Here is a 21432-nt window from a genome sequence, read left to right on the forward strand (position 1 = left end):
TTTAACATTAAGTTTATAAAGATTTTTATTAAACAGTCATGATTTCTTTTTCTTTCACAACCAAAATATCATCAATCTTTTTTACGTAAGCGTCAGTTAGTTTTTGAACGTCATCTTCAGCTATTTTCTTAAAATCTTCAGAAATTTCTAATTTTTTAATATCGTTATTAGCTTCTTTTCTTGCGTTTCTAATACCCACTTTAGCGTGTTCAGCTTCAGCTTTCGCTTGTTTTGCCAAACCAATTCTTCGTTCTTCAGTTAATGGAGGAACGTTAATCATGATAACATCACCATTATTCATAGGATTGAATCCTAAATTTGCTAATAGAATTGCTTTTTCAATTACTTGAAGCATGTTTTTTTCCCAAGGCTGAATCGTCAGTGTTCTAGGGTCAGGCGTGCTAACATTGGCAACTTGCGATAATGGTGTTTGCGAACCATAATAATCTACCAAAACTGTACCTAACATTGCAGGTGTTGCTTTTCCGGCTCTAATGGCACGAAATTCTTTTTCTAAGTGTGCAATTGCACTATCCATAGCTTCTTTTGCAGTGTCTAATATAAAATCGACTTCTTCGTTCATTTTTTAAAACTTTAAAAAGTTATTTTTTAAATATTAATCAATGTTCCTACTTTTTCTCCGGAAACTAATTTTAATAGGTTTCCTTGTTTATTCATATCAAAAATGATGATTGGTAAATTATTTTCTTCACTCAATGTAAATGCAGTCATATCCATCACTTTCAATCCTTTTTCAATAACATCTTTAAAGGTGATATTTTCAAACTTAACAGCATTTTTAAATTTTTCAGGATCTGCATCATACACACCATCAACTCTTGTTCCTTTTAAGATGGCATCAGCATCAATTTCTATGGCTCTTAAAACAGCGGCCGTATCTGTTGTAAAATAAGGATTTCCAGTTCCTGCACCAAAAATTACCACACGACCTTTTTCTAAATGTCTGATAGCTTTTCTGCGGATATAAGGTTCTGCAACTTCTTTAATTTCGAGTGCAGTTTGCAATCTTGTAAATACATTTTCTGCCTCTAAGGCGCTTTGTAAAGCCAAACCATTGATACAAGTTGCCAACATTCCCATGTGATCTCCTTGTACACGATCCATACCATTACTTGCACCTGCTACACCTCTAAAAATATTTCCTCCTCCAATAACAATGGCAACTTCAATGCCTTTATCAACAACTTCTTTAATTTCTTTAGCGTATTCTGAAAGACGTTTTGGGTCAATTCCGTAGTTGCGATCGCCCATTAAGGCTTCTCCACTTAATTTTAAAAGGATTCTTTTGTATTGCATTTTTGATTGCTTTTTGATAAATCCTTTTTAAATAAAGGATAAAAGTTGCGCAAAATTAATCATTTTTTTTAAATCTCTAAAAGTGTGTTCACAGAAATCATTGCTTTTTTATAGAATAATTTTAATAATCAATGCAACTGAAATTGAATTATTTAAACCTTTGTAGCATCAATAAAATTGATTAATTTTGCACTCGATTTTTTAAGAACTAGAGAAACAGAACAAATGAATATTACAAAAGAAAACTTAGATGCTTTAAATGCAGTGATAAAAGTTGATATTGAAGCAGCAGATTATCAAGAAAAAGTAGACAAAATGTTGGCTGATTATCGCAAAAAAGCAAACATTCCAGGATTTAGAAAAGGTCAAGTTCCTATGGGAATTGTGAAAAAGCAATATGGAAAATCTGTAATGATTGATGAAGTAAACAAATTACTTCAAAGTGCTTTGAATAAATTTTTGGTTGAAGAAAAATTAGATATTTTAGGAAATCCTTTACCAAGAATCAAAGATGATTTTAATTGGGATGCAACTACTTTTTCTTTTGAGTTTGAATTGGGTTTAGCACCACAATTTGATATCGATTTGAATGCGAAAAACAAGGTAAAATTGTTTAAAATTTCTGCGACAGAATCTTTGATTGATGATGAAGTAAAAAATATTCAAGCGCGTTATGGAAAAATGAGTTCTTTGGATGAAATTACTGAAGAGGCTAACGTTACTGCAACTTTTGTGAATGAAGAAAAAGAGATCAATAAAAAATCTACCTTCAGAATTAGTGAATTAAAAAGTCAACAAAACTTGTTGATTGGCGCAAAATTAGGAGATGTTGTTTCTTTAGAAAGCAAAAATTTATTTGAAGACGAACACAGATTGCAACATTTATTAGGTATTTCTCATGATATAGTTCATGGTTTAGATATTGTAATTTCTACAACAATTGATGATATTACCAAAACTGAATTAGCAGATTTAGATCAAGAATTGTTTGATAAATTATTTGCTGATGGAAGCGTAACAACAGCTACTGAGTTGAGAGAAAAAATAAAAGAAGATGCTGAAAAACAATTTCAACAACAAGCTGATCAGCAATTTTTGAACGATGCAATTGAGTTTTTAATTGAAAATACAAAATTCGATTTACCAGCTGAATTTTTACAAAAATGGTTGCAAACTGCTGGTGAAAAAGCTTTGACTTTAGAGGAAGCAATTGAAGAATATAATAAATCTGAAAAAGGATTGCGTTATCAATTGATTGAAGGGAAAATCTTAAAAGACAATGAAATTCGTATTGATTATGCTGAATTAGTTGATTACACAAAAGGTTTTATTCGCATGCAAATGGCACAATTTGGAAACTTAAATCCTGAGGAAAAAGAATTGGAAGACATTGCAGGTAGAATTTTGCAAAACAAAGACGAAGCTCAAAAATTACAGACTCAGTTAATCAGTCAAAAATTATTGACTTTCTATAAAGAAAATATGACTTTTGATACTAAAGAAGTTTCTTATGAAGATTTTATCAAAGAAGCGTATCATTAAAATATTTTAAATCTTAATAAATTTTAAAAACCTGAATTCATAAATTCAGGTTTTTTTGCATTTAGAGATACAAATTAGTCACATAAGGAGAATAGTTAGTATCTTTGTATAGTAAATTAAAATACTTCATAACAATGGATTTCGGAAAAGAATTTGAAAAATACGCTACCAAACATAAAGGAATTAGCAGTACTTCTTACTCGCAAATAACAAGTAGTTTAACTCCTTATATCATGGAAGAACGTCAAATGAACATCACTCAAATGGATGTTTTTTCACGTTTAATGATGGACAGAATTATATTTTTAGGGACAGGAATCAATGATCAGGTTGCAAATGTTATTCAAGCACAATTACTTTTTTTAGAAAGTGTAGATGCAAGCAAAGACATTTCTATTTACATCAATTCTCCAGGTGGAGGTGTTTATGCAGGTTTGGGAATTTATGACACAATGCAGTTTATAAAACCAGATGTTGCTACAATTTGTACAGGAATGGCAGCTTCAATGGGAGCAGTTTTAATGTGTGCTGGAGCAAAAGGAAAACGTTCAGCGTTGCCACATTCAAGAGTAATGATTCATCAACCAATGAGTGGAACTCAAGGTCAAGTTTCAGATATGGAAATCACCATCAAAGAAACCATCAAATTAAGAGATGAATTATACTCTATCATTTCTTTCCATTCAGGACAACCTTTTGATAAAATTCAGAAAGATTCTGATAGAGATTATTGGATGAAATCTTATGAAGCAAGAGAGTACGGAATGATAGATGAAGTTTTAGAAAGAAAATTATAATAATAAATAGCTAATAGCCAAAAGCAAAAGAATGGCAAAAGACGATAATTTAGAGTGCTCTTTTTGTGGACGAAAAAAATCAGAAACAGATTTACTAATTGCAGGGATGGATGCCCATATTTGCGATCAGTGTATTGAACAAGCTCATGGAATTGTAAAAGAAGAAATTTTACAATCCAAAAAAAGCAAGCTTTCAAAAGCACTTACCGTAAAAAAACCACAAGAAATTAAACAGTTTCTAGATCAATACATCATTGGTCAAGACGAAACAAAGCGTGCAATGTCAGTGGCTGTTTACAATCATTATAAAAGATTGTTGCAAAAAAACACCAATGATGATGTGGAAATAGAAAAAAGTAACATCATTTTAGTAGGTGAAACAGGAACAGGAAAAACATTGGTTGCAAAAACTATTGCACGAATGCTTAATGTTCCTTTTGCGATTGTGGATGCAACTGTATTGACACAAGCTGGTTATGTTGGTGAAGATGTAGAAAGCATTTTAAGCAGATTGTTACAAGCAGCAGATTATGATGTTGCAAAAGCAGAAAAAGGCATTGTTTTTATAGATGAAATTGATAAAATTGCCAGAAAAGGAGACAATCCTTCCATCACCAGAGATGTTTCTGGTGAAGGAGTGCAACAAGCTTTGTTAAAATTATTAGAAGGAACTGTGGTAAATGTAGCTCCACAAGGAGGAAGAAAACATCCAGAACAAAAGTTCACTGAAGTCAACACAAAAAATATTTTATTCATTGCAGGAGGTGCATTTTCAGGAATTGAAAGAAACATCAGCAAACGTTTAAACATGCAAGCTGTTGGTTTTAGCGCATCTTTAGATGAAGATGGTATAGACCAAGAAAACTTATTAAAATACATTACACCTTCTGATTTAAAATCGTTTGGTTTAATTCCTGAAATTATTGGGCGATTACCAGTTTTAACCTTCATGAATCCTTTAGATGCAAAAACATTGCGTGCTATTTTAACAGAACCAAAAAATTCAATCATTAAACAATATCAAAAATTGTTTGCAATGGATGATGTTGATTTTACCATTGCTGAAGAAGCATTAAATTTTATAGTTGATAAAGCAGTAACATATAAACTAGGAGCTAGAGGATTACGTTCTTTATGCGAAGCTATTTTTTCAGATGCTATGTTCGATTTACCAAGTTCTGATGAAAAAGAATTTCATGTTAGCAAAGAATATGCTGAATCTAAATTATCAATTGCTGCTTTAAAAAAATTAAAAGCAGCTTCATAAAATAATTCAATTTAAAAAAATCAATATTCAAAACCTCATTAATTCATTTGATGAGGTTTTTTAATTCATTTTAATTTCTCAAAACAAGTTTGTGAATTCATATATTTGTTTTCCGTTTTTAGTTAACCCAATTCATGATTTCTAGAAGTACCATAGATCGCGTTTTTGAAGCAGCAAGAGTAGAAGAAGTTGTTGGCGAATTTGTGCAACTTAAAAAAGCAGGAAGTAATTTTAAAGGATTGAGTCCGTTTACTGACGAAAAATCACCTTCATTTATGGTTTCTCCAGTAAAACAAATCTGGAAAGATTTCTCCACAGGAAAAGGAGGAAATGCCATTTCTTTTTTAATGGAACATGAACATTATACTTATCCTGAAGCCTTAAAATGGCTAGCAAAAAAATATAATATCGAGATTGAAGAAACTGTTCAATCCAATCAAGAAAAAGAACAAATAAACGAACGTGAAAGCATGTTTTTGGTGTCTAATTTTGCCAAAGATTTTTTTCACAGCACAATGCTAAATACCAATCAAGGCAAAGCCATTGGATTGAGTTATTTTAAAGAGCGTGGTTTTCGTGATGAAACCATTAAAAAATTCGATTTAGGTTACTGCTTGGATGAATGGGATCATTTTACAAATGCTGCAATTTCTAAAGGATATCAATTGAAATATTTAGAATCTACAGGACTTACCATTGTAAAAGATAATAAGCAATTTGACCGATTTAAAGGACGTGTGATGTTTCCAATTCACTCTATGTCTGGGCGAATTTTGGGTTTTGGAGGACGAATTTTAACAGCTGATAAAAAAGCAGCAAAATACCTAAACTCGCCAGAAAGTGATATTTATCACAAGAGTAAAATTTTGTACGGAATTTACCAAGCAAAAAAAGAAATTGCCAAGCAAGACAACTGTTTTTTGGTAGAAGGTTATACTGATGTTATTTCATTTCATCAATCAGGAATTGAAAATGTGGTGGCTTCTTCAGGGACAGCTTTAACTGCTGATCAAATTCGGTTAATAAGTAGATTGACCAAAAATATTACGGTACTTTTTGATGGTGATGCAGCAGGAATTAGAGCTTCTATCCGTGGAATTGACTTGATTTTGGAGCAAGGAATGAACGTAAAAGTTGTTCAATTTCCTGATGGTGAAGATCCAGATAGTTTTGCGAAATCGCATTCCGATATTGAATTAAAAGAATTTTTAAATACTGCTGCTCAAGATTTTATCAATTTTAAAGTATCACTTTTGTTAGAGGATACTCAGAATGATCCTGTAAAAAAAGCAGGATTGATTAGAGATATTGTTACTAGTATTTCTAAAATTCCTGATGCCATTCAACGGGAAGTTTACGTGCAAGAGTGTTCTCAAATAATGGAAATTTCTGAGCGGATATTGTTCAGTGAATTAGCACAATTAATTGCCAAGACTAATACCGAAGAATCGAAAAAATATCAAGAAGAAAAAAAGACTTTTGAAGTTGTAAAAAGGCAAGAAATACAATTGAAAGAAGTTGATCAACTTGATATTTTAGAAAAAGAAATTATCAAATTATTATTGCTATATGGTAATGAAGAGGTTGATTTTATTGATGAAATAACTCATTTCGATGAAAATGGAAGAGAAATAAAAACTCAAAAAACTTATAAAAACGAAGTTTCTGCGGAAATATATTTACATCTTCATGATGATGAAATCGAGTTTACAAATCCTGTTTTTAAAGAAATTTACAATGAAATAATTTATCAAATCAATCAATCTGAAATACTTGAAATTGATAAATTAATCAACCATCCCAATACAATTATTTCTTCTGCAGTAACTTCAATTTTAATGGATGAAGAAAAATACCAACTTAGCCAATGGGAAAGGAAAAATATCTTTGTTACAGGTGCAAAAGAGGTATTGACAAAAGCGGTAACAGATTCTATTTACAATATTAGAAGAATATTGATTGATAAACTCCTGAAAGAAAAAGCAGTTAAAGAAAAAGAATATTCAAAAGAAGAAATAGAAGAAATTATGAATTATAATTCACTTCGAATTCGACTTTCCGAGAAATTAAATAGGGTTGTTTAAAAATTTATTTAAGATTTTATTAACAATTTTTTCTTTCTAAATAATTGCTGAAAAACCTTTATTTTAAAGGATAAATTGCATTTTTTGACTTTATTTTTTTGTGAAAAACTAATTTTAAAATTAAAATTAGTTTTTCACCTTGTAAAAAAATTTTATGAATAATTTCTTTTTTACTACATTTGCTCTGAGAAAAAGAATTTATTGCGTTATGAAAAGAATCCTACAAATTTTAAAAATTATTCAATTATTTATTTTTTTACCATTCGAAATATCAAACGGATCTAAAAGGCGTGCTTATATTCGAATAAAAAAAATGATGATTGCTGCGAATTTGTTATAAAAAAAAGACCTTTATTTCTAGAAATAAAGGTCTTTTTTTTGTGTTTACTTCATTGATTTGGGAATTTCACAAACCGGAATCGGTTGCATTTTATGTTGGTTTATGGTGTTTAATCGAATGTAAATTGAATACACATCTTTTTCCCTTCCTTTAAAATCAGCTATTGTTTTTCCTTGTTCTTGCATATTCATTGCCCATTCTAATTCATCATATGAAGCGCCAATTTGGTCTTCATCAGTTCTGTCATCACCCCACAAACCATCTGTTGGTGCAGCTTGTATAATGTCTTGGTTGATGCCAAAATGTTTGGCAATTTCATACACTTCCGATTTCATTAAATCAGCAATTGGACTCAAATCTACACCTCCATCTCCGTATTTTGTATAAAAACCAACGCCAAAATCTTCAACTTTATTTCCTGTACCAGCCACTAAATAGCCATGTAAGGCTGCGAAATAATATAAAGTGGTCATTCTTAAACGCGCTCTTGTGTTTGCCAAAGACATAAAACGACTTTCTTCGTTGTCAACTTTTGGTAAAGCAGCAATCAAACTATCAAAAACAGGAGTCAGATTTACGGTAATTCTAGAAACATTTTTATAATTTTTTTCTAACCAATCAATATGATTTTTAGCTCTATTTACTTGACTTTCTGCTTGGTGAATAGGCATTTCTAAACACAAAGTTGGTAAGCCAGTTTTGGCACATAGAGTAGAGGTAACTGCTGAGTCAATCCCTCCTGAAACTCCGATTACAAAACCATTTAACTTTCCATTTTTAGCATAATTCGCTAGCCAATCTATAATATGTTTAGCTACTTTTTCTGTGTTCATTGACAAACTATTTTAGTATTTTTACCGTTCTAAATTTTGAATGACTAAGATACAAAGAATATGAGATTTACTTGGGCTTTTTTAATGATTTTGTGCGTAATTTTTTCATGTAATACTCAAAAAAAATCAACTATTGATGTTTCAAAAATATCCATAGATTATGAAATTAAACGTTTTGATATTGATTTTTATACAGCCACCAAAGAGACATTGCCAAATGTAAAAGTAACCTATCCTTATTTATTTCCTGAATCATTTTCAGATAGCATTTCTTTGGAAAAAATAGCAGATAAGCAAGAACAAGAATTGTTTGCAGAAACTCAAAAAGTTTACAAAGATTTTTCAGATATAGAAAAGCAATTGACTTCATTTTTTAAACATGTAAAGTATTATAACCCAAATTTTAAAGCGCCAGATGTAGTTACAATTCAATCGAATATTGATTATGAAAATAGGGTCATTTATGCAGACAGTTTACTATTAATTTCTTTGGATGTTTTTTTAGGTAAAAACCATCCATTTTATGCAGATTTCCCCAATTATATCAAACAAAACAATACCAAAGAACATTTGATAGTTACTATAGCAGAAACATTTATTAATCAGCAAATTCGGCCAACAATCAATCGAAGTTTTATTGCTAAAATGGTTCATGAAGGCAAAAAAATAGCTTTGTTAGATTGGTATTTACCTTCAATATCCGAAGTTGAAAAAATGGGATATTCTAAAGAAAAATGGCAATGGGCTGTTGAAAATGAAGCGCAAATTTGGGCCTATTTTATGGAAGAAAAACTCCTTTTTAGTACAGAAACCAACCTTAATAAACGATTTTTAGAGGACGCTCCTTTTTCTAAATTTTACAGAGAACAAGACAATTTATCTCCAGGAAAAATTGGTGTTTGGTTGGGTTGGCAAATCGTACAATCGTATTTGAAACATAATGATGTATCTTTGCAAGAATTTTTGAAAAAAGACGAAACAGAATTATTTAATCAGTCAAAATATAAACCTAAAAAATAATGGCAATTACACACAATTCAGAAGTGATTTTTCACATTCATTTAGATGAAAATAAGATTCCTGAAAATATTTCTTGGACTGCAAAAGATGGTGGAATTGAAAATGAACCTTCAAAAGCTGTAATGATTTCTGTTTGGGATCATAAACAAAAAGATACGTTGCGTATGGATTTGTGGACAAAAGATATGCCAGTTGACGAGATGAAACAGTTTTTTCATCAAACGTTGGTTTCTATGGCTGACACTTATGAACGCGCTACAAATGATTTAAAAATGAGCGAAACAATGCGCGATTTTTGTGAGTATTTTGCTGAAAAATTAGAGTTGAAAAAATAACTTTATCCTTTTTTTATCTGATTGATAATTGACTGATAATCATCAGGTTCGTTTACAAAATCAATTTCAGAAACGTCAATTACAAGTACATTTAACTCTTGTTGAGTATTGATGAAATTTTTATATCCATCATGGATTTTTTGAAGATACGTTTCTTCAATATTCTGCTCATAATCTCTGCCTCTTTTCTTGATATTTTTTAAAAGTCTTGTGGTATTTTGATAAAGATATACATACAAATCAGGTTTTGTAATTTCTTTATACATAATATCAAACATTCTTCTGTATAACAAATACTCTTCTTTTTGGAGCGTGATTTGAGCAAAAATTAAAGATTTAAAAATGTAATAATCAGATACAATTAAGTTTTTAAAAAGGTCTAGTTGCGCCAAATCATCACTCAATTGTTGATATCTATCTGCTAAAAAACTCATTTCTAAAGGAAAGGCAAAGCGCTCTTTATCTTCGTAAAATTTTGGAAGAAATGCGTTGTCTGCAAAGCGTTCTAGAATGATTTTTGCATTGAATTCGTCAGACATCATTTTGGCTAACGATGTTTTTCCTGCGCCAATATTTCCTTCAATCGCAATGTAATTGTATTTTTCTACAATCGGAATTGGACGTTTTAATTGAACGGATGTTTTTAAAATTTCAGATTCATCATCGCAATTTTGTAAACAAAAAGTAAGTTGTTTTTTTTCAATTGGGTGAAAAAATGTAGGCGCAATTTCTGCCATAGGAACCAATACAAATTTTCGCAACAACATTTTTGGATGAGGTACAGTGAGTGTTTTTGAAAAGATAATTTCGTCATCAAACAGCAATATATCAATATCAATATTTCTATCTAAATACGTATCAGAATCTACTCTTTTTCTGCCCAAATTTGACTCAATTTGGAGTAATATTGATAATAATTTTTCGGGTGCATGATGCGTAGAGACTTCAATACAACAATTATAAAAATCCTCACTTTCAAATCCCCAAGAAGCAGTTTGATATACTCCAGAAATCTTTCGAATATCGCCTACTTTTTCGGCAATACCTTCAATAGCATTTTGTAAATTTTCAGTTTTATCTCCAAGATTAGTTCCTAAAGATAAATAGGCGATTCGTTGTATTTTCATAAAGTATTACAAAGAAAATAAAACGTTTGGTAACTTGTATTATTTAATGTGTTTTTTTTAAATTTCAATTAAAAAGAGGTTATAAACTATAAATACAAATTGACGGGTTTTTAATTCTAAATGCCATTTATTTTTTTAAATTGATAATGTGAAATTGTTTTATGTTTGGATTTACATAAAAACTGTTAAAACCTTCTTTTTAAATATAATTATTCTTTTAAAAGCAATATATTTGAAAACTTATAACAACCGTTTTTTAATGAGATTCACTTACTACGCATGCTGTTTCTTTTTTTTATCGTTTTTTTCGATAAAAAGCTTTTCACAAGAAACATTGCCAATTTACCAAGATTATTTATCAGATAATGTTTTTTTAGTGCATCCTTCTGCTGCTGGTATTGGAAATTCAAGCAAATTGCGATTTACAGCAAGACAACAATGGGCAGGAATTCCAAATGCTCCAGCACTTCAAACAGTAAGTTTTCATACTCGTTTTAACGAATATTCAAATGCTGGATATGGTTTGGTTTTGTTTAATGACAAAAATGGATTTCATTCGCAATTAGGAGTTCAAGGAACTTATGCCTATCATTTGCCTTTGAGCGATGGCAGATTATTCAATCAATTGTCTTTTGGATTGGCATTTACTTTTGTGCAAAATCAATCAGATCAACGAACTTTTACAGGAGACAGAGCCATTGCAGCAATCATTGAAAGTACTAGTTACTATAATGCAGATTTTAGTGTGGCTTATCATTTAGGAGGCTTATCATCTTATTTTACTGTAAAAAATTTATTATTAACAGCCAAAAATAATCTGAATGTTCAAGAACCATTAGATTTGAGAAATTATATTTTTTCTGCAGGATATTATTTTGGTGAAGAACTTTTTGTTCAGTTTGAGCCTTCTATCATGATGCAATTCAGAGAAGGAACAGGAGAGCGAATTGCTGATGTAAATATCAAAGCATATAAAACATTTTCGCAAACTCAACTTTGGGCAGCACTTTCTTACAGACAAAGCTTTGATACGAATGCCATACAAAATGCACGTTATGTATCACCAATTGTAGGAATTAATTACCAGAATTGGATGTTTTCATACACTTATACCAATCAAATGAACGAAACTGTTTTGACAAACTCTGGTTTTCATCAAGTTTCTGTGGGTGTAAATTTATGGACTAGAGAACAAAGAGCAGCTGCATGTCCTAATATCAATTCAGCTTTTGGAGGATTTTAAAAGTCTCTACTTTTTATTTCTGTAAAAGCAATTTCGTTTCCTACAAGCATCTCTAAAACCTTACAATCACTGTTCGAAAAAAATTGATGTTTTCCAGGTTGATTAGCTGTTTGGAGTAAGTTGTTCTTTTCTAAAATAGCTTTTGTTTGTTTTGCAACTGCCAAACCTGAATCAATAATTTGCATTTTTTCTCCCACAATTCTACGAATTTGAGGAATCAAATACGGATAATGAGTGCAACCTAATACCAAACAATCTACGTTTTGAGCTAACATGGGTTGAAGATAAGATTCTAATAACATGGTCATTTCAGGAGAATTTATTTTTCCAGCTTCAATCAACTCAACCAATCCCTTTCCAACAATTTCTTTGATTGTAATGTGCGATTTAAAAATACTAGATGTTGCTTCAAAAAGTTCGCTATTTAAAGTTCCTTTGGTGGCTAAAATTCCAACGACATTGGTTTTTGTAGATAATGCAGCTGGTTTTATAGCAGGTTCAATACCAATAAAAGGAATCGTATAATTTTTACGTAAAGTTTTGATAGCGTTTGTTGTAGCAGTATTGCAGGCAACTACAATGATTTTACAGTTTTGATTTAGTAAAAACTCAGTATTTTTTATAGAAAGCTCAATGATTTCATCTTTTGATTTTTCTCCATAAGGAGCATTTTTACTATCTGCTAAATAAATTGTATTTTCATTAGGCAATAAGGTAACAATCTCTTTCCAGATGGAAGTTCCTCCAACTCCAGAATCAAAAATACCAATAGGAAAACTTGCAGATTGCGCCATGTTGTAAAAATAAAAAAACCTACTTAATTAAGCAGGTTTTTATGAATTTATAAAATATGATTTCTTAGAATCCTAATTTTGCTTTTACAGCATTGAATAAATCTTCGCCTTTAGAAACTAGCAAACCTTTGCCAATTGATGAATCAAAAACATACACAATACCTTTTGCAGCAGCAACATCTTCAATAGCTTTTTGCGCTTTTTCGATGATTGGATTTAAACCTTCTGCGTATTTTTTTTGCATTTCCTGACCAGCAGTTTGTCTTAATTGCTCATATCTTTGGTTTTCTTGCTGCACTTCTAAAGCTCTAGATTCATTGATTTCTTTAGTTTGTGCATTTTGTTCAGCTTGGTATTTTTTTACTTTTGCTTCTAACTTTTTGCCCATTCCTTCAATTTCGTCTTGATAGGTTTTTTGTAATTTCTCCATATCTAACTTTAATTTATTAGTTGATGGCATTTCTGCTACTAATTTTTCGAAATCGATGTGACCGAATTTTTGTGCATTTGCAACTCCACCCAACCCTAAAGTAAATACAGCAATTAATAGTAACGTTTTAAAATTTCTCATTCTTGTTTTGATTTAATAATTATTCTTGATTTTTTTTCTTTTTTTCTTCTTCTTTTTTCTTTTTTAGCGCTTCTTGTTTTTCTCTTAATATTTTTCGTTGTTCTTCTCTTTTTTTCGCTAATGCCTCTTTTTTGTCTTCTATTTCTTTCTTTTTAGCGTCAACTAAGGCCTTTTTTTCTTCTTCTTTTTTCTCTAACTCGTCTTTCTTTTCTGTAATTAGCGCTTCTTTTTTATCTATTAACTCCTGTTGTTTTTCAGAAATTTCTTTGTCTACTAAAGGATTTTTCTCATTTTTCTTATTTCGTTGATCCTTTTTTTCTTCAGACAATCTTGTCCTGTCAATTGTTGCTAAAACGAGGTCGCTAATATCGTATTTTTTATTGGAATATAGCATTACCAAATCACTAGATTTTTCAAAAACAAAATCATAATTTTTTCTATTTGCGATGCTTTGAATTGCATTGTAAACTTGATCTTGAATTGGTTTTACCAATTGTTTACGCATCAAAAACAAATCGCCAGTAGGACCAAAATATAACGATTCAAGTCTTCTTAATTCTTCTTGTTTTAAAGTAATTTCCTCTTCTTTTTCTTCAATTAAATCTTTTGTTAAAATTGCTTTTTCGTTTGCTAAATCGGTTTTCATAACCTCTATATGACGTGCTTGTTGGTCTAGATTTGATTTCCATTTAGCAACTTTGGCATCTAACGTGTTTTGTGCTTTAATATATTCAGGAACATTTTCTAGAATATATTCCATATCTATATAAGCAATTAACTGATTTCTTTGTGACCAAGAATTGGATACACTACCTAAAAGAACGACGAATAAAAATATTTTTTTCATTTGTAAATTGAATTTAGAAAAAACCATGCCAAAAAAATAGATGCATTTACAAATGTACAATTTTCTTAGAATTGTCTTCCAATAATAAAATGTGTTTGCCAACCAGATTTTTCTGTAAATCCGGGTAAAGGATCAAACCCATGTGCAAAGTCGATTCCTAATAACCCGAATGCAGGCATAAATATCCTGATTCCTAATCCAGCTGAACGTTTTAACTCAAACGGATTAAATGTCCTAAAATTGTCATAAGAATTACCAGCTTCTAAAAATCCTAGTGTATAAATGGAAGCTGAAGGCGCATCAGTAATTGAATAGCGCAATTCTAATTGAAATTTATTGTAAATAGATCCTCCTTCAGCAGAAGAAAGTCTATTGTTTTCATAACCTCTTAAACCAATAACTTCTCTACCATCTAATTGAAAAATGGCAATTCCATCTCCACCAACGTAATATCTTTCAAATGGTGATAACCCCACTTTTGTGTTGTAATACCCTAAATATCCCATTTCAGCATTGGTCATCAAAACCAATTTATCTGTAAATGAGGTGTACCATTTTCCTTTCGCACTGATTTTGTAATATTCTAACCATTTGTAATTTTCTGCAATCAGATTATTTCTTTCTTCATCAGTTGCATCTTCTGGAATTGAATAATCTCTTCCATTTACTAATGAATATGGGAATGTTGCTTTGATACCCAAACTAAATTCAGATCCGTAAGTTGGGAAAATTAAACTTGGTCCCGCAGAATTTCTTGCAATGGTTGCACTGTATGATAAGTTGTTTAAACTTCCATTACTTAAGATATTTTCTCCAACTCTAAAACCATAATTATTTAAATTAAAAGCTTGGTAACTAACAGTTTGGGATAATTGAAAGAAATCATCTGGCCAATTTAAACGTTTTCCAAGACCTACAGAAGCTCCTACAATTCCTAAACTTTGACTTCTGTCAACATCACCTGTTTGAAAATTAAACTGATATTGATTGGATGAATATACTGAAAATGATAACGATTGTGGTTTTCTACCTCCTAACCATGGCTCTGTAAATGAAAAACTGTAGGTATTAAAAGTTCTACTAGATTGCAAACGTAAAGACAAACTTTGACCATCTCCCATTGGTAATGGTTTATATGCATCTTTGTTGAAAATATTTTTGATAGAAAAATTATTGAATGATAACCCTAAAGTTCCAATAAAAGAGCCACCACCATAACCCCCTTGCAATTCTATTTGACTTCCGCCTTTTTCAACTACTGTAAAATCAATATCAGCAGTTTTATTTTGATAATCTGGAACAACATCTGGAGAAACATTTTGATCAAAGAAACCTAATTGTCCAATTTCGCGAATAGAACGAATAATGGCACTTCTACTGAATAAATCTCCTGGTTTTACACGCAATTCTCTAAAAATTACGTGGTCGTTTGTTTTGTCATTTCCTCTAACTGTTACTTTTCTAATTCGTGCTTTTTCATCTTCACGAATTCTAATTTCAACAGTAATAGAGTCGTTTTCTACCTTGGTTTCAACAGCATTTACTTGCGAAAATAAGAAACCATTGTCTTGATATAACGTTGATAAATCATCAGAAGTAGGTGTTCCATCACCTTTTACTCGCTCTTTTAAAACGGCTCCATTATACACATCTCCTTTTTCAATTCGCAACATTGCTCGTAATTGCTCGTCTGTAAATTCTTTATTTCCAACGAAAACAATGTCCGCAAAACGATATTGTTTTCCTTCTTCTAACTCGATATTTATGTTGATTGTATTGTCTTTATTCCAAGTGTATCCTTCACTTAAAATTCGTGCATCTCTAAAACCTAATCTGCTGTATTTATCTAAAATTTTCTCTAAATCTTTTTGATAATCTTCTTCAATATATTTTGATCCTTTCCAAAAACGACCAAGCATTCTTTGTTTGGTTTTAGACATTGCTTTGCGCAATTTTTTGTCAGATAATTTTTCGTTTCCGGTAAAGTTAATTTTTTTGATTTTGATTCTTTGACCCTGATCAATATATACATTCATGTTTACAACATTCATGTCTGATGTATCTTTTTGAAGATCGAGCGTTACTTTTGTTTTTAAGAAACCTTTATCAGTATATTTTTTTGTGAAGTAGTTTTTGGTAGTTACTAATAAGTTGTCTGTAACCATTGCTCCCAATTTTAACTCGGCTTCTTTAATCAATTCTTTCGCTTTTGATTTTTTGACTCCGTTAATTTTTACTTGGTTTAATTGCGGCAATTCTTGCACATCGAATTCAAGATAAATAGTTTCACCATCTACTTTTACCAAATATACATCAACATTGCTAAATTGCTTACTTTCATATAATTTTTTAATGGCACTTGTTAATTTATCACCGGGCAAACGTAATAATTGTCCATTTACAAGACCTGTAAAAACTTTTACAGTTTCTTCACTAAATTTTTTTAAACCAGTAACTGTAATTCCACCTAAAATATATTCTTTACCAATTTCATAATCAACTTTTTGATTTTTGTTTATGGTATCTTTTTTGGTGTTGATAATACTGTCATTTTTAATATTGACAATGCTGTCATTCTTTATTTGTGCAGTTGCATTAAAAGTAAAAAATAGTGCAGAAAGCACTAATGACGCAGAAAATAATTTCATAAAAAATTTATTCTGTAAGTTGTTCGCTTGTTTTTCCAAATCTTCGTTCTCTATTCTGGTATTCTATGATGGCGTCATAGAAATGTTCTTCTCTAAAATCTGGCCAAAGTATATCTGTAAAATATAGTTCAGCATATGCCATTTGCCATAATAAAAAGTTACTAATGCGTTGTTCTCCACTAGTTCTTATCATTAAATCGACATGGGGCAAATTAAATGTATATAAATGGTTATTTATAGTATTTTCATCAATATTTTCTAAATCAAGTTCTTTATTAACAACTTTTTTAGATATCGTTTTCATTGCATTAACAATTTCTTCTCTAGAACCGTAGCTTAATGCAAGGGTTAAAGTAATTACATCATTTTTTTCGGTATCTAAAATAACATTGCGAAGAGTAACTTGTGCTTTTTTTGGTAAGTTTTCTATAGAGCCAATCGCATTTACTTTTACACCATTTTCTTGAAAAGTAGGTAATTCTTTTTTTAATGAGCTTATGAGTAAATTCATTAAAGCATCAATTTCAACTTTTGGTCTATTCCAATTTTCTGTAGAAAAAGCGTATAATGTGATTGCAGAAACTCCAATTTTTGTTGCTCCCTCAATAGATTCTCTTACTGCAGTCAAAGCATTTTTATGGCCAAAAATTCGTTCCATCCCTTTACCTTTTGCCCATCTTCCATTACCATCCATAATAATGGCAACGTGTTTTGGAACTCTTTGTAAATCGATTTGTAATTTTTTATCCATAAGCCTATAATCCATTTGAATAACAGGCGGGTCTGCCAAAAGTGTATAAAAGAGATACGCCCGAAAACACGTACCAATCATTATTGGTGCCACCAACGTTTAACCTAGGGATTGTAGGGGAGGTATAATCTAAATCGTCGTTAAAAGTATATCTGAACTTTGTCTCAAAAGCAATGGCAAGTTTACCCATTAATTTTGATTTGATTCCAAACCCAAAAGGAATCGCAAACGCATTTTTTGTATCGTAAGTAAATTGATTCGGAACAGGTTCATTCACCACATAATTGTAATTAAATGCGGCTACTTCTAACAGAATATATGGCGTCCAAGTTTTATCATCTGATGATAAATCGTATTCATAAAAATTATATTCTAGTCCTATAGCCAATTCGTGAATGGTATTTTTAAATTGCAATCCTCTTGAAACTTTAAAATCAGTATCTGCTTCTAAATCATTTGCTTCAATTGGCAAATAACTATAAGTTGTTCTCAAAGCAACTCTGGGATTCCAATTATATTTGAAAATCAAACCGCCTGCAAATTTATTGGGATATATGTAGTTTGTTCTCCCGATATCACCAATGTAATTTGAGCCCCCTAAAAAGATTCCTGCTTCGTACACTTGTGCACGTAAAATACAAGAAAAATTGATAACTATGAGTAATAATATACTGTTTTTCATTCTAAAAAATAGCGAGCAAATATAGGAATTTCTAGTTGCTTTATAAAGTTAATATTAAGTCTTTTTTGGATAACAGCTATTTTTGCTTTTTATTGTAGGCTGATTCTTACAAATTTATCTCGTTTCTTGTGTCTTCACCCCACAATAATTTAGTGCGTAAAGTCTGTAAAAATGATTGATTATTTGGCACTATTGTTTTGATTGTAAAAGGTGCTTTTTCAATGAAAACTTCTGTGTTTTTCGGAACAGTTGTAATTCTAGAATCTAAAGAAATTAAAAAATCTTTTTCTCTAGAATTCGTGCTCAATTGAATCGTTTTTTCATCAGAAATAACCATGGGTCTTGCATTCAAATTGTGAGGTGCAATTGGCGTAATTACAAGGCTTTTTGAGTCTGGAGAAAGTACAGGTCCGTTACAACTTAATGAATATCCTGTAGATCCTGTTGGAGTTGCGATGATTAAACCATCAGCCCAATAATTGGTTAAATATTCAAAATTAATGCTGGTTTTTATACCAATCATTGATGTGGTATTTTTACGGGCAATTGTTACTTCGTTCAAGGCAAAATTCAGTTCTGTAAAACCTTCTAATTCAGGAATAGTTTTTACGGTTAATAATGAGCGTTCTTGAATGGTATATTCACCTTTAAAAATAAGATCAATATTTTCTTGAATGACATCTTTATGGATGGTTGCTAAAAAACCCAATCTGCCTGCATTGATTCCTAAAATGGGGATATTTAAATTTCTGATGTAAGTTACTGCTCTCAATATTGTGCCATCTCCACCAATGGTAAACATTACTTCAAAAGTGCTATTTAAATCGGCAAAACCAGCAAATGTATTGTATTCTTTCTCTAGAGATGTTTCTCTTTTTAAAGTATCGTAAAATTTTTTTTCGATGTAGCAAACACATCCTTTTTCTTCAAGAATATTTAATAAAGCATGAATTTCCTTTTCAGCAGAAATGGAATAAGATTGACCATAAATCGCTACTTTTTTCATTACATTTCTAGGTATTTTTGAAGATATTCTGATCTGTTTTTTAAATCTTCTAAATAAATATCATTCTCATGAGTTGAAATAATCTCGTAATTATATCTTCTGAAAGTATACATCATTTCATTGATATCAAAAGAAACAATTTTTAATGTAATATGCACAAAATCATCACTTTTTTCAGAAATGTAAGCACCTAATAATTTGCCTTTATTCACCTCAACAATTTGAGCAATTTCGCTCATGGAAAAATCATTTTCACTTTTTTTTACGATCAATGTTTCACTCACTTCAGTCATAAAAGGACTTGTTGAAAAAACATCCAATACATCACGCAAATCATAATATCCTAAGTAGTTTTTTTCTTCATTTAAAACAGGAATAATGTTGGTATCATTGTCTGCAAAAATTTTTAACAATTCTAAAACAGTTGCTTTTTCATCCGCAAAAAATGAACTTAATAAATGAGCGTAAGCAACCAATTCACCTTTTTCATGTTCTATAATTCGGATATCATCTTCAGCAAAAGAACCCAATAATTTATTGTTTTCCAAAACTGGAAAATGAGTCAAAGGATACTCTTTAAAAAGCTTTTTTGCACTCTTGATACTGCTATCAAGGCGTAAAGGCTCAATTTCTGTTAGTATGTGATTTGTAATGTTCATTTTGTACGAAGATAGGATAAAATGTTTGAATGATTTATCTTTGCAAACTAATTTTTACTCAATGACAAAGTTAAGTGTAAATATCAACAAAATTGCAACTTTGCGCAATTCGAGAGGTGGAAATGTGCCGAATTTATTGAAAGTTGCCCAAGATATTGAACGTTTTGGCGCGCAGGGAATTACGATTCATCCAAGACCAGATGAACGTCATATTCGTTATCAAGATGCAAGAGATTTAAAAAATATTGTAAAAACCGAATATAATATTGAAGGAAATCCTGTAAAATCATTTATGGATTTGGTGTTGCAAGTTAAGCCAACTCAGGTAACTTTGGTTCCTGATGCTGATGATGCAATTACTTCAAATGCAGGTTGGGATACCATTACTCATCATTCTTTTTTGAAAGAAGTAATTCAAGAATTTCAACAAAATGGCATTAGAACTTCTATTTTTATTGATACTGATTTACGTTTGATGGAAGCTGCTGCAAAAACTGGAACTGACAGAATTGAATTGTACACAGAACATTTTGCAAGTGAGTTTGAAAAAGGCAATAAAAATGCTGTAAAACCCTATACTGAAGCGGCAATTTTAGCACACAAATTAGGTTTGGGAATCAATGCAGGGCATGATTTAAGTCTCCAAAACATTCAATTTTTTAAAGAGAATATTCCCAATTTAGCAGAGGTTTCTATTGGTCATGCACTGATTTCAGAAAGTTTGTATTTAGGATTGGAAAATGTGGTGAATATGTATTTGAACAAATTACAATAAGATGGAATTACTTCACTCAAAAATCATTGGAAAAGGAAAACCATTGCTCATTTTACATGGCTATTTTGGATCGGGAGATAATTGGAAAACATTGGGAAGTCAGTTTTCTGAACACTTTGAAGTGCATTTGATTGACCAAAGAAATCATGGACGTAGTTTTCATTCTGATGAATTTTCGTATGAATCAATGGTAGAAGATTTGCATCATTATATGCAACATTATCAGCTAGAAAATGTTCATTTAATTGGGCATTCTATGGGTGGAAAAACAGCCATGTTATTTGCAGTTACTTACCCAAATTTGGTAGATAAATTGGTGGTTGTAGATATTTCGCCAAAAGCATACAAACCTCATCATCATGCTATTTTAGCAGGATTAAATTCGGTTGATTTTACCATTCACAATTCAAGAGATTTGGTTGATGAACAATTGTCAAAATTGATTCCTGAGTTTGGTGTTCGTCAATTTTTGATGAAAAATATTTATTGGAAAGACAAAGGCGTTTTAGGATTTAGATTTCATTTAGACGCATTGACAAAAAATAATCCAGAAGTTGGTAAACCTTTACCTGTAAATACCAAATTTGAAAAAGAAACTCTGTTTTTAAAAGGAGAAAATTCAGATTATATCAATCAAAATGAAGCCTTGATTATTGATGTTCATTTTCCAAAAAGTCAAATTGTAACTATCAAAAATGCAGGTCATTGGTTGCATGCAGAGAATCCAGAACAGTTTTATGAGGTTGTTTTTGGGTTTTTGAAATAGAATTTTAAAAGGAGAATAATTTATATTC

21 protein-coding genes are annotated in these 21432 nt (G+C 30.8%); 9 read left to right on the plus strand and 12 right to left on the minus strand.

Annotation, left to right across the window (positions count from 1 at the left end; all coding sequences use genetic code 11):
- Positions 1-28: 28 nt before the first annotated feature.
- On the minus strand, positions 29-583 hold the full coding sequence (gene frr, locus WHA43_RS10185) for a ribosome recycling factor (RefSeq protein ID WP_105046946.1): 555 nt from the start codon (positions 581-583) through the stop codon (positions 29-31).
- Between the two features lie 26 nt (positions 584-609).
- The gene (gene pyrH, locus WHA43_RS10190) at positions 610-1317 is read right to left on the minus strand and encodes a UMP kinase (RefSeq protein ID WP_105046947.1); all 708 of its coding nucleotides are present in this window, start codon (positions 1315-1317) and stop codon (positions 610-612) included.
- Between the two features lie 225 nt (positions 1318-1542).
- On the opposite strand from pyrH, the gene tig reads away from it, so the two are divergent.
- The 4 genes from tig to dnaG all read left to right on the plus strand — a co-directional run bounded on the left by tig (position 1543) and on the right by dnaG (position 7007).
- Positions 1543-2859 carry a trigger factor gene (gene tig / locus WHA43_RS10195; protein ID WP_105047371.1) on the plus strand — a complete coding sequence of 439 codons (1317 nt, stop codon included), beginning with the start codon at positions 1543-1545 and terminating at the stop codon, positions 2857-2859.
- A gap of 134 nt (positions 2860-2993) precedes the next feature.
- Positions 2994-3656, plus strand: coding sequence for an ATP-dependent Clp endopeptidase proteolytic subunit ClpP (gene clpP / locus WHA43_RS10200; protein WP_105046948.1), 663 nt, complete (start codon positions 2994-2996; stop codon positions 3654-3656).
- 31 nt (positions 3657-3687) lie between these two features.
- Positions 3688-4923, plus strand: coding sequence for an ATP-dependent Clp protease ATP-binding subunit ClpX (gene clpX / locus WHA43_RS10205; RefSeq protein WP_105046949.1), 1236 nt, complete (start codon positions 3688-3690; stop codon positions 4921-4923).
- 134 nt (positions 4924-5057) lie between these two features.
- Positions 5058-7007 (plus strand): DNA primase, encoded by a 1950-nt coding sequence (dnaG, locus tag WHA43_RS10210; protein WP_105046950.1) that lies wholly within the window; start codon positions 5058-5060, stop codon positions 7005-7007.
- Between the two features lie 384 nt (positions 7008-7391).
- Here dnaG and nadE read toward each other — a convergent pair whose 3' ends face one another.
- Complete coding sequence (gene nadE / locus WHA43_RS10215) at positions 7392-8180, minus strand: NAD(+) synthase (protein WP_105046952.1); 789 nt, start codon at positions 8178-8180, stop codon at positions 7392-7394.
- 60 nt (positions 8181-8240) lie between these two features.
- Here nadE and gldB point away from each other — a divergent pair, with 60 nt between their 5' ends.
- Together gldB and gldC are read left to right on the plus strand one after the other, a co-directional pair.
- On the plus strand, positions 8241-9200 hold the full coding sequence (gene gldB / locus WHA43_RS10220) for a gliding motility lipoprotein GldB (RefSeq protein WP_105046953.1): 960 nt from the start codon (positions 8241-8243) through the stop codon (positions 9198-9200).
- The gene (gldC, locus tag WHA43_RS10225; protein ID WP_105046954.1) at positions 9200-9535 is read left to right on the plus strand and encodes a gliding motility protein GldC; all 336 of its coding nucleotides are present in this window, start codon (positions 9200-9202) and stop codon (positions 9533-9535) included. The genes gldB and gldC overlap by 1 nt, the downstream gene beginning before the upstream one ends.
- A gap of 2 nt (positions 9536-9537) precedes the next feature.
- Here the strand turns inward: gldC and folK are convergent, their stop codons facing one another.
- A complete protein-coding gene (folK, locus tag WHA43_RS10230; protein ID WP_105046955.1) occupies positions 9538-10662 on the minus strand; it encodes a 2-amino-4-hydroxy-6-hydroxymethyldihydropteridine diphosphokinase in 1125 nt (374 codons plus the stop codon).
- A 259-nt stretch (positions 10663-10921) separates the two neighbouring features.
- On the opposite strand from folK, the gene WHA43_RS10235 reads away from it, so the two are divergent.
- Positions 10922-11905 (plus strand): PorP/SprF family type IX secretion system membrane protein, encoded by a 984-nt coding sequence (locus WHA43_RS10235; RefSeq protein ID WP_105046956.1) that lies wholly within the window; start codon positions 10922-10924, stop codon positions 11903-11905.
- Here the strand turns inward: WHA43_RS10235 and murI are convergent.
- The 8 genes from murI to WHA43_RS10275 all read right to left on the minus strand — a co-directional run bounded on the left by murI (position 11902) and on the right by WHA43_RS10275 (position 19863).
- Complete coding sequence (murI, locus tag WHA43_RS10240; RefSeq protein WP_105046957.1) at positions 11902-12699, minus strand: glutamate racemase; 798 nt, start codon at positions 12697-12699, stop codon at positions 11902-11904. The two genes, WHA43_RS10235 and murI, sit on opposite strands and share 4 nt — an antisense overlap.
- 64 nt (positions 12700-12763) lie before the next feature.
- Complete coding sequence (locus WHA43_RS10245) at positions 12764-13270, minus strand: OmpH family outer membrane protein (protein WP_105046958.1); 507 nt, start codon at positions 13268-13270, stop codon at positions 12764-12766.
- A gap of 19 nt (positions 13271-13289) precedes the next feature.
- Positions 13290-14117, minus strand: coding sequence for an OmpH family outer membrane protein (locus tag WHA43_RS10250; RefSeq protein ID WP_105047372.1), 828 nt, complete (start codon positions 14115-14117; stop codon positions 13290-13292).
- Between the two features lie 65 nt (positions 14118-14182).
- The gene (bamA, locus tag WHA43_RS10255; protein WP_105046959.1) at positions 14183-16765 is read right to left on the minus strand and encodes an outer membrane protein assembly factor BamA; all 2583 of its coding nucleotides are present in this window, start codon (positions 16763-16765) and stop codon (positions 14183-14185) included.
- Between the two features lie 7 nt (positions 16766-16772).
- Entirely contained in the window at positions 16773-17516 is a 744-nt protein-coding gene (locus WHA43_RS10260) for an isoprenyl transferase (RefSeq protein WP_105046960.1), read from the minus strand.
- A 4-nt stretch (positions 17517-17520) separates the two neighbouring features.
- Positions 17521-18198 (minus strand): DUF6089 family protein, encoded by a 678-nt coding sequence (locus WHA43_RS10265; protein ID WP_105046961.1) that lies wholly within the window; start codon positions 18196-18198, stop codon positions 17521-17523.
- Between the two features lie 106 nt (positions 18199-18304).
- On the minus strand, positions 18305-19204 hold the full coding sequence (locus WHA43_RS10270; protein WP_105046962.1) for an NAD kinase: 900 nt from the start codon (positions 19202-19204) through the stop codon (positions 18305-18307).
- Positions 19204-19863: a CBS domain-containing protein gene (locus WHA43_RS10275; protein WP_105046963.1), complete on the minus strand. Its 660-nt coding sequence runs from the start codon at positions 19861-19863 to the stop codon at positions 19204-19206. Before WHA43_RS10275 ends, WHA43_RS10270 begins: the two co-directional genes overlap by 1 nt.
- A 61-nt stretch (positions 19864-19924) precedes the next feature.
- On the opposite strand from WHA43_RS10275, the gene WHA43_RS10280 reads away from it, so the two are divergent.
- On the plus strand, positions 19925-20638 hold the full coding sequence (locus tag WHA43_RS10280; protein WP_105047373.1) for a pyridoxine 5'-phosphate synthase: 714 nt from the start codon (positions 19925-19927) through the stop codon (positions 20636-20638).
- A 1-nt stretch (position 20639) separates the two neighbouring features.
- Positions 20640-21404 carry an alpha/beta fold hydrolase gene (locus tag WHA43_RS10285; RefSeq protein ID WP_105046964.1) on the plus strand — a complete coding sequence of 255 codons (765 nt, stop codon included), beginning with the start codon at positions 20640-20642 and terminating at the stop codon, positions 21402-21404.
- Positions 21405-21432 lie beyond the last annotated feature (28 nt).

The organism is Polaribacter gangjinensis (genome assembly GCF_038024125.1).
GTDB lineage: Bacteria > Bacteroidota > Bacteroidia > Flavobacteriales > Flavobacteriaceae > Polaribacter > Polaribacter gangjinensis.

What these genes read in the sequence shown, in the direction of transcription:
- frr (WP_105046946.1), bottom strand. Translation starts at nt 583, where the DNA reads ATGAACGAAGAAGTCGATTTTATATTAGACACTGCAAAAGAAGCTATG.
- pyrH (WP_105046947.1), bottom strand. Translation starts at nt 1,317, where the DNA reads ATGCAATACAAAAGAATCCTTTTAAAATTAAGTGGAGAAGCCTTAATG.
- tig (WP_105047371.1), top strand. Translation starts at nt 1,543, where the DNA reads ATGAATATTACAAAAGAAAACTTAGATGCTTTAAATGCAGTGATAAAA.
- clpP (WP_105046948.1), top strand. Translation starts at nt 2,994, where the DNA reads ATGGATTTCGGAAAAGAATTTGAAAAATACGCTACCAAACATAAAGGA.
- clpX (WP_105046949.1), top strand. Translation starts at nt 3,688, where the DNA reads ATGGCAAAAGACGATAATTTAGAGTGCTCTTTTTGTGGACGAAAAAAA.
- dnaG (WP_105046950.1), top strand. Translation starts at nt 5,058, where the DNA reads ATGATTTCTAGAAGTACCATAGATCGCGTTTTTGAAGCAGCAAGAGTA.
- nadE (WP_105046952.1), bottom strand. Translation starts at nt 8,180, where the DNA reads ATGAACACAGAAAAAGTAGCTAAACATATTATAGATTGGCTAGCGAAT.
- gldB (WP_105046953.1), top strand. Translation starts at nt 8,241, where the DNA reads ATGAGATTTACTTGGGCTTTTTTAATGATTTTGTGCGTAATTTTTTCA.
- gldC (WP_105046954.1), top strand. Translation starts at nt 9,200, where the DNA reads ATGGCAATTACACACAATTCAGAAGTGATTTTTCACATTCATTTAGAT.
- folK (WP_105046955.1), bottom strand. Translation starts at nt 10,662, where the DNA reads ATGAAAATACAACGAATCGCCTATTTATCTTTAGGAACTAATCTTGGA.
- WHA43_RS10235 (WP_105046956.1), top strand. Translation starts at nt 10,922, where the DNA reads ATGAGATTCACTTACTACGCATGCTGTTTCTTTTTTTTATCGTTTTTT.
- murI (WP_105046957.1), bottom strand. Translation starts at nt 12,699, where the DNA reads ATGGCGCAATCTGCAAGTTTTCCTATTGGTATTTTTGATTCTGGAGTT.
- WHA43_RS10245 (WP_105046958.1), bottom strand. Translation starts at nt 13,270, where the DNA reads ATGAGAAATTTTAAAACGTTACTATTAATTGCTGTATTTACTTTAGGG.
- WHA43_RS10250 (WP_105047372.1), bottom strand. Translation starts at nt 14,117, where the DNA reads ATGAAAAAAATATTTTTATTCGTCGTTCTTTTAGGTAGTGTATCCAAT.
- bamA (WP_105046959.1), bottom strand. Translation starts at nt 16,765, where the DNA reads ATGAAATTATTTTCTGCGTCATTAGTGCTTTCTGCACTATTTTTTACT.
- WHA43_RS10260 (WP_105046960.1), bottom strand. Translation starts at nt 17,516, where the DNA reads ATGGATAAAAAATTACAAATCGATTTACAAAGAGTTCCAAAACACGTT.
- WHA43_RS10265 (WP_105046961.1), bottom strand. Translation starts at nt 18,198, where the DNA reads ATGAAAAACAGTATATTATTACTCATAGTTATCAATTTTTCTTGTATT.
- WHA43_RS10270 (WP_105046962.1), bottom strand. Translation starts at nt 19,204, where the DNA reads ATGAAAAAAGTAGCGATTTATGGTCAATCTTATTCCATTTCTGCTGAA.
- WHA43_RS10275 (WP_105046963.1), bottom strand. Translation starts at nt 19,863, where the DNA reads ATGAACATTACAAATCACATACTAACAGAAATTGAGCCTTTACGCCTT.
- WHA43_RS10280 (WP_105047373.1), top strand. Translation starts at nt 19,925, where the DNA reads ATGACAAAGTTAAGTGTAAATATCAACAAAATTGCAACTTTGCGCAAT.
- WHA43_RS10285 (WP_105046964.1), top strand. Translation starts at nt 20,640, where the DNA reads ATGGAATTACTTCACTCAAAAATCATTGGAAAAGGAAAACCATTGCTC.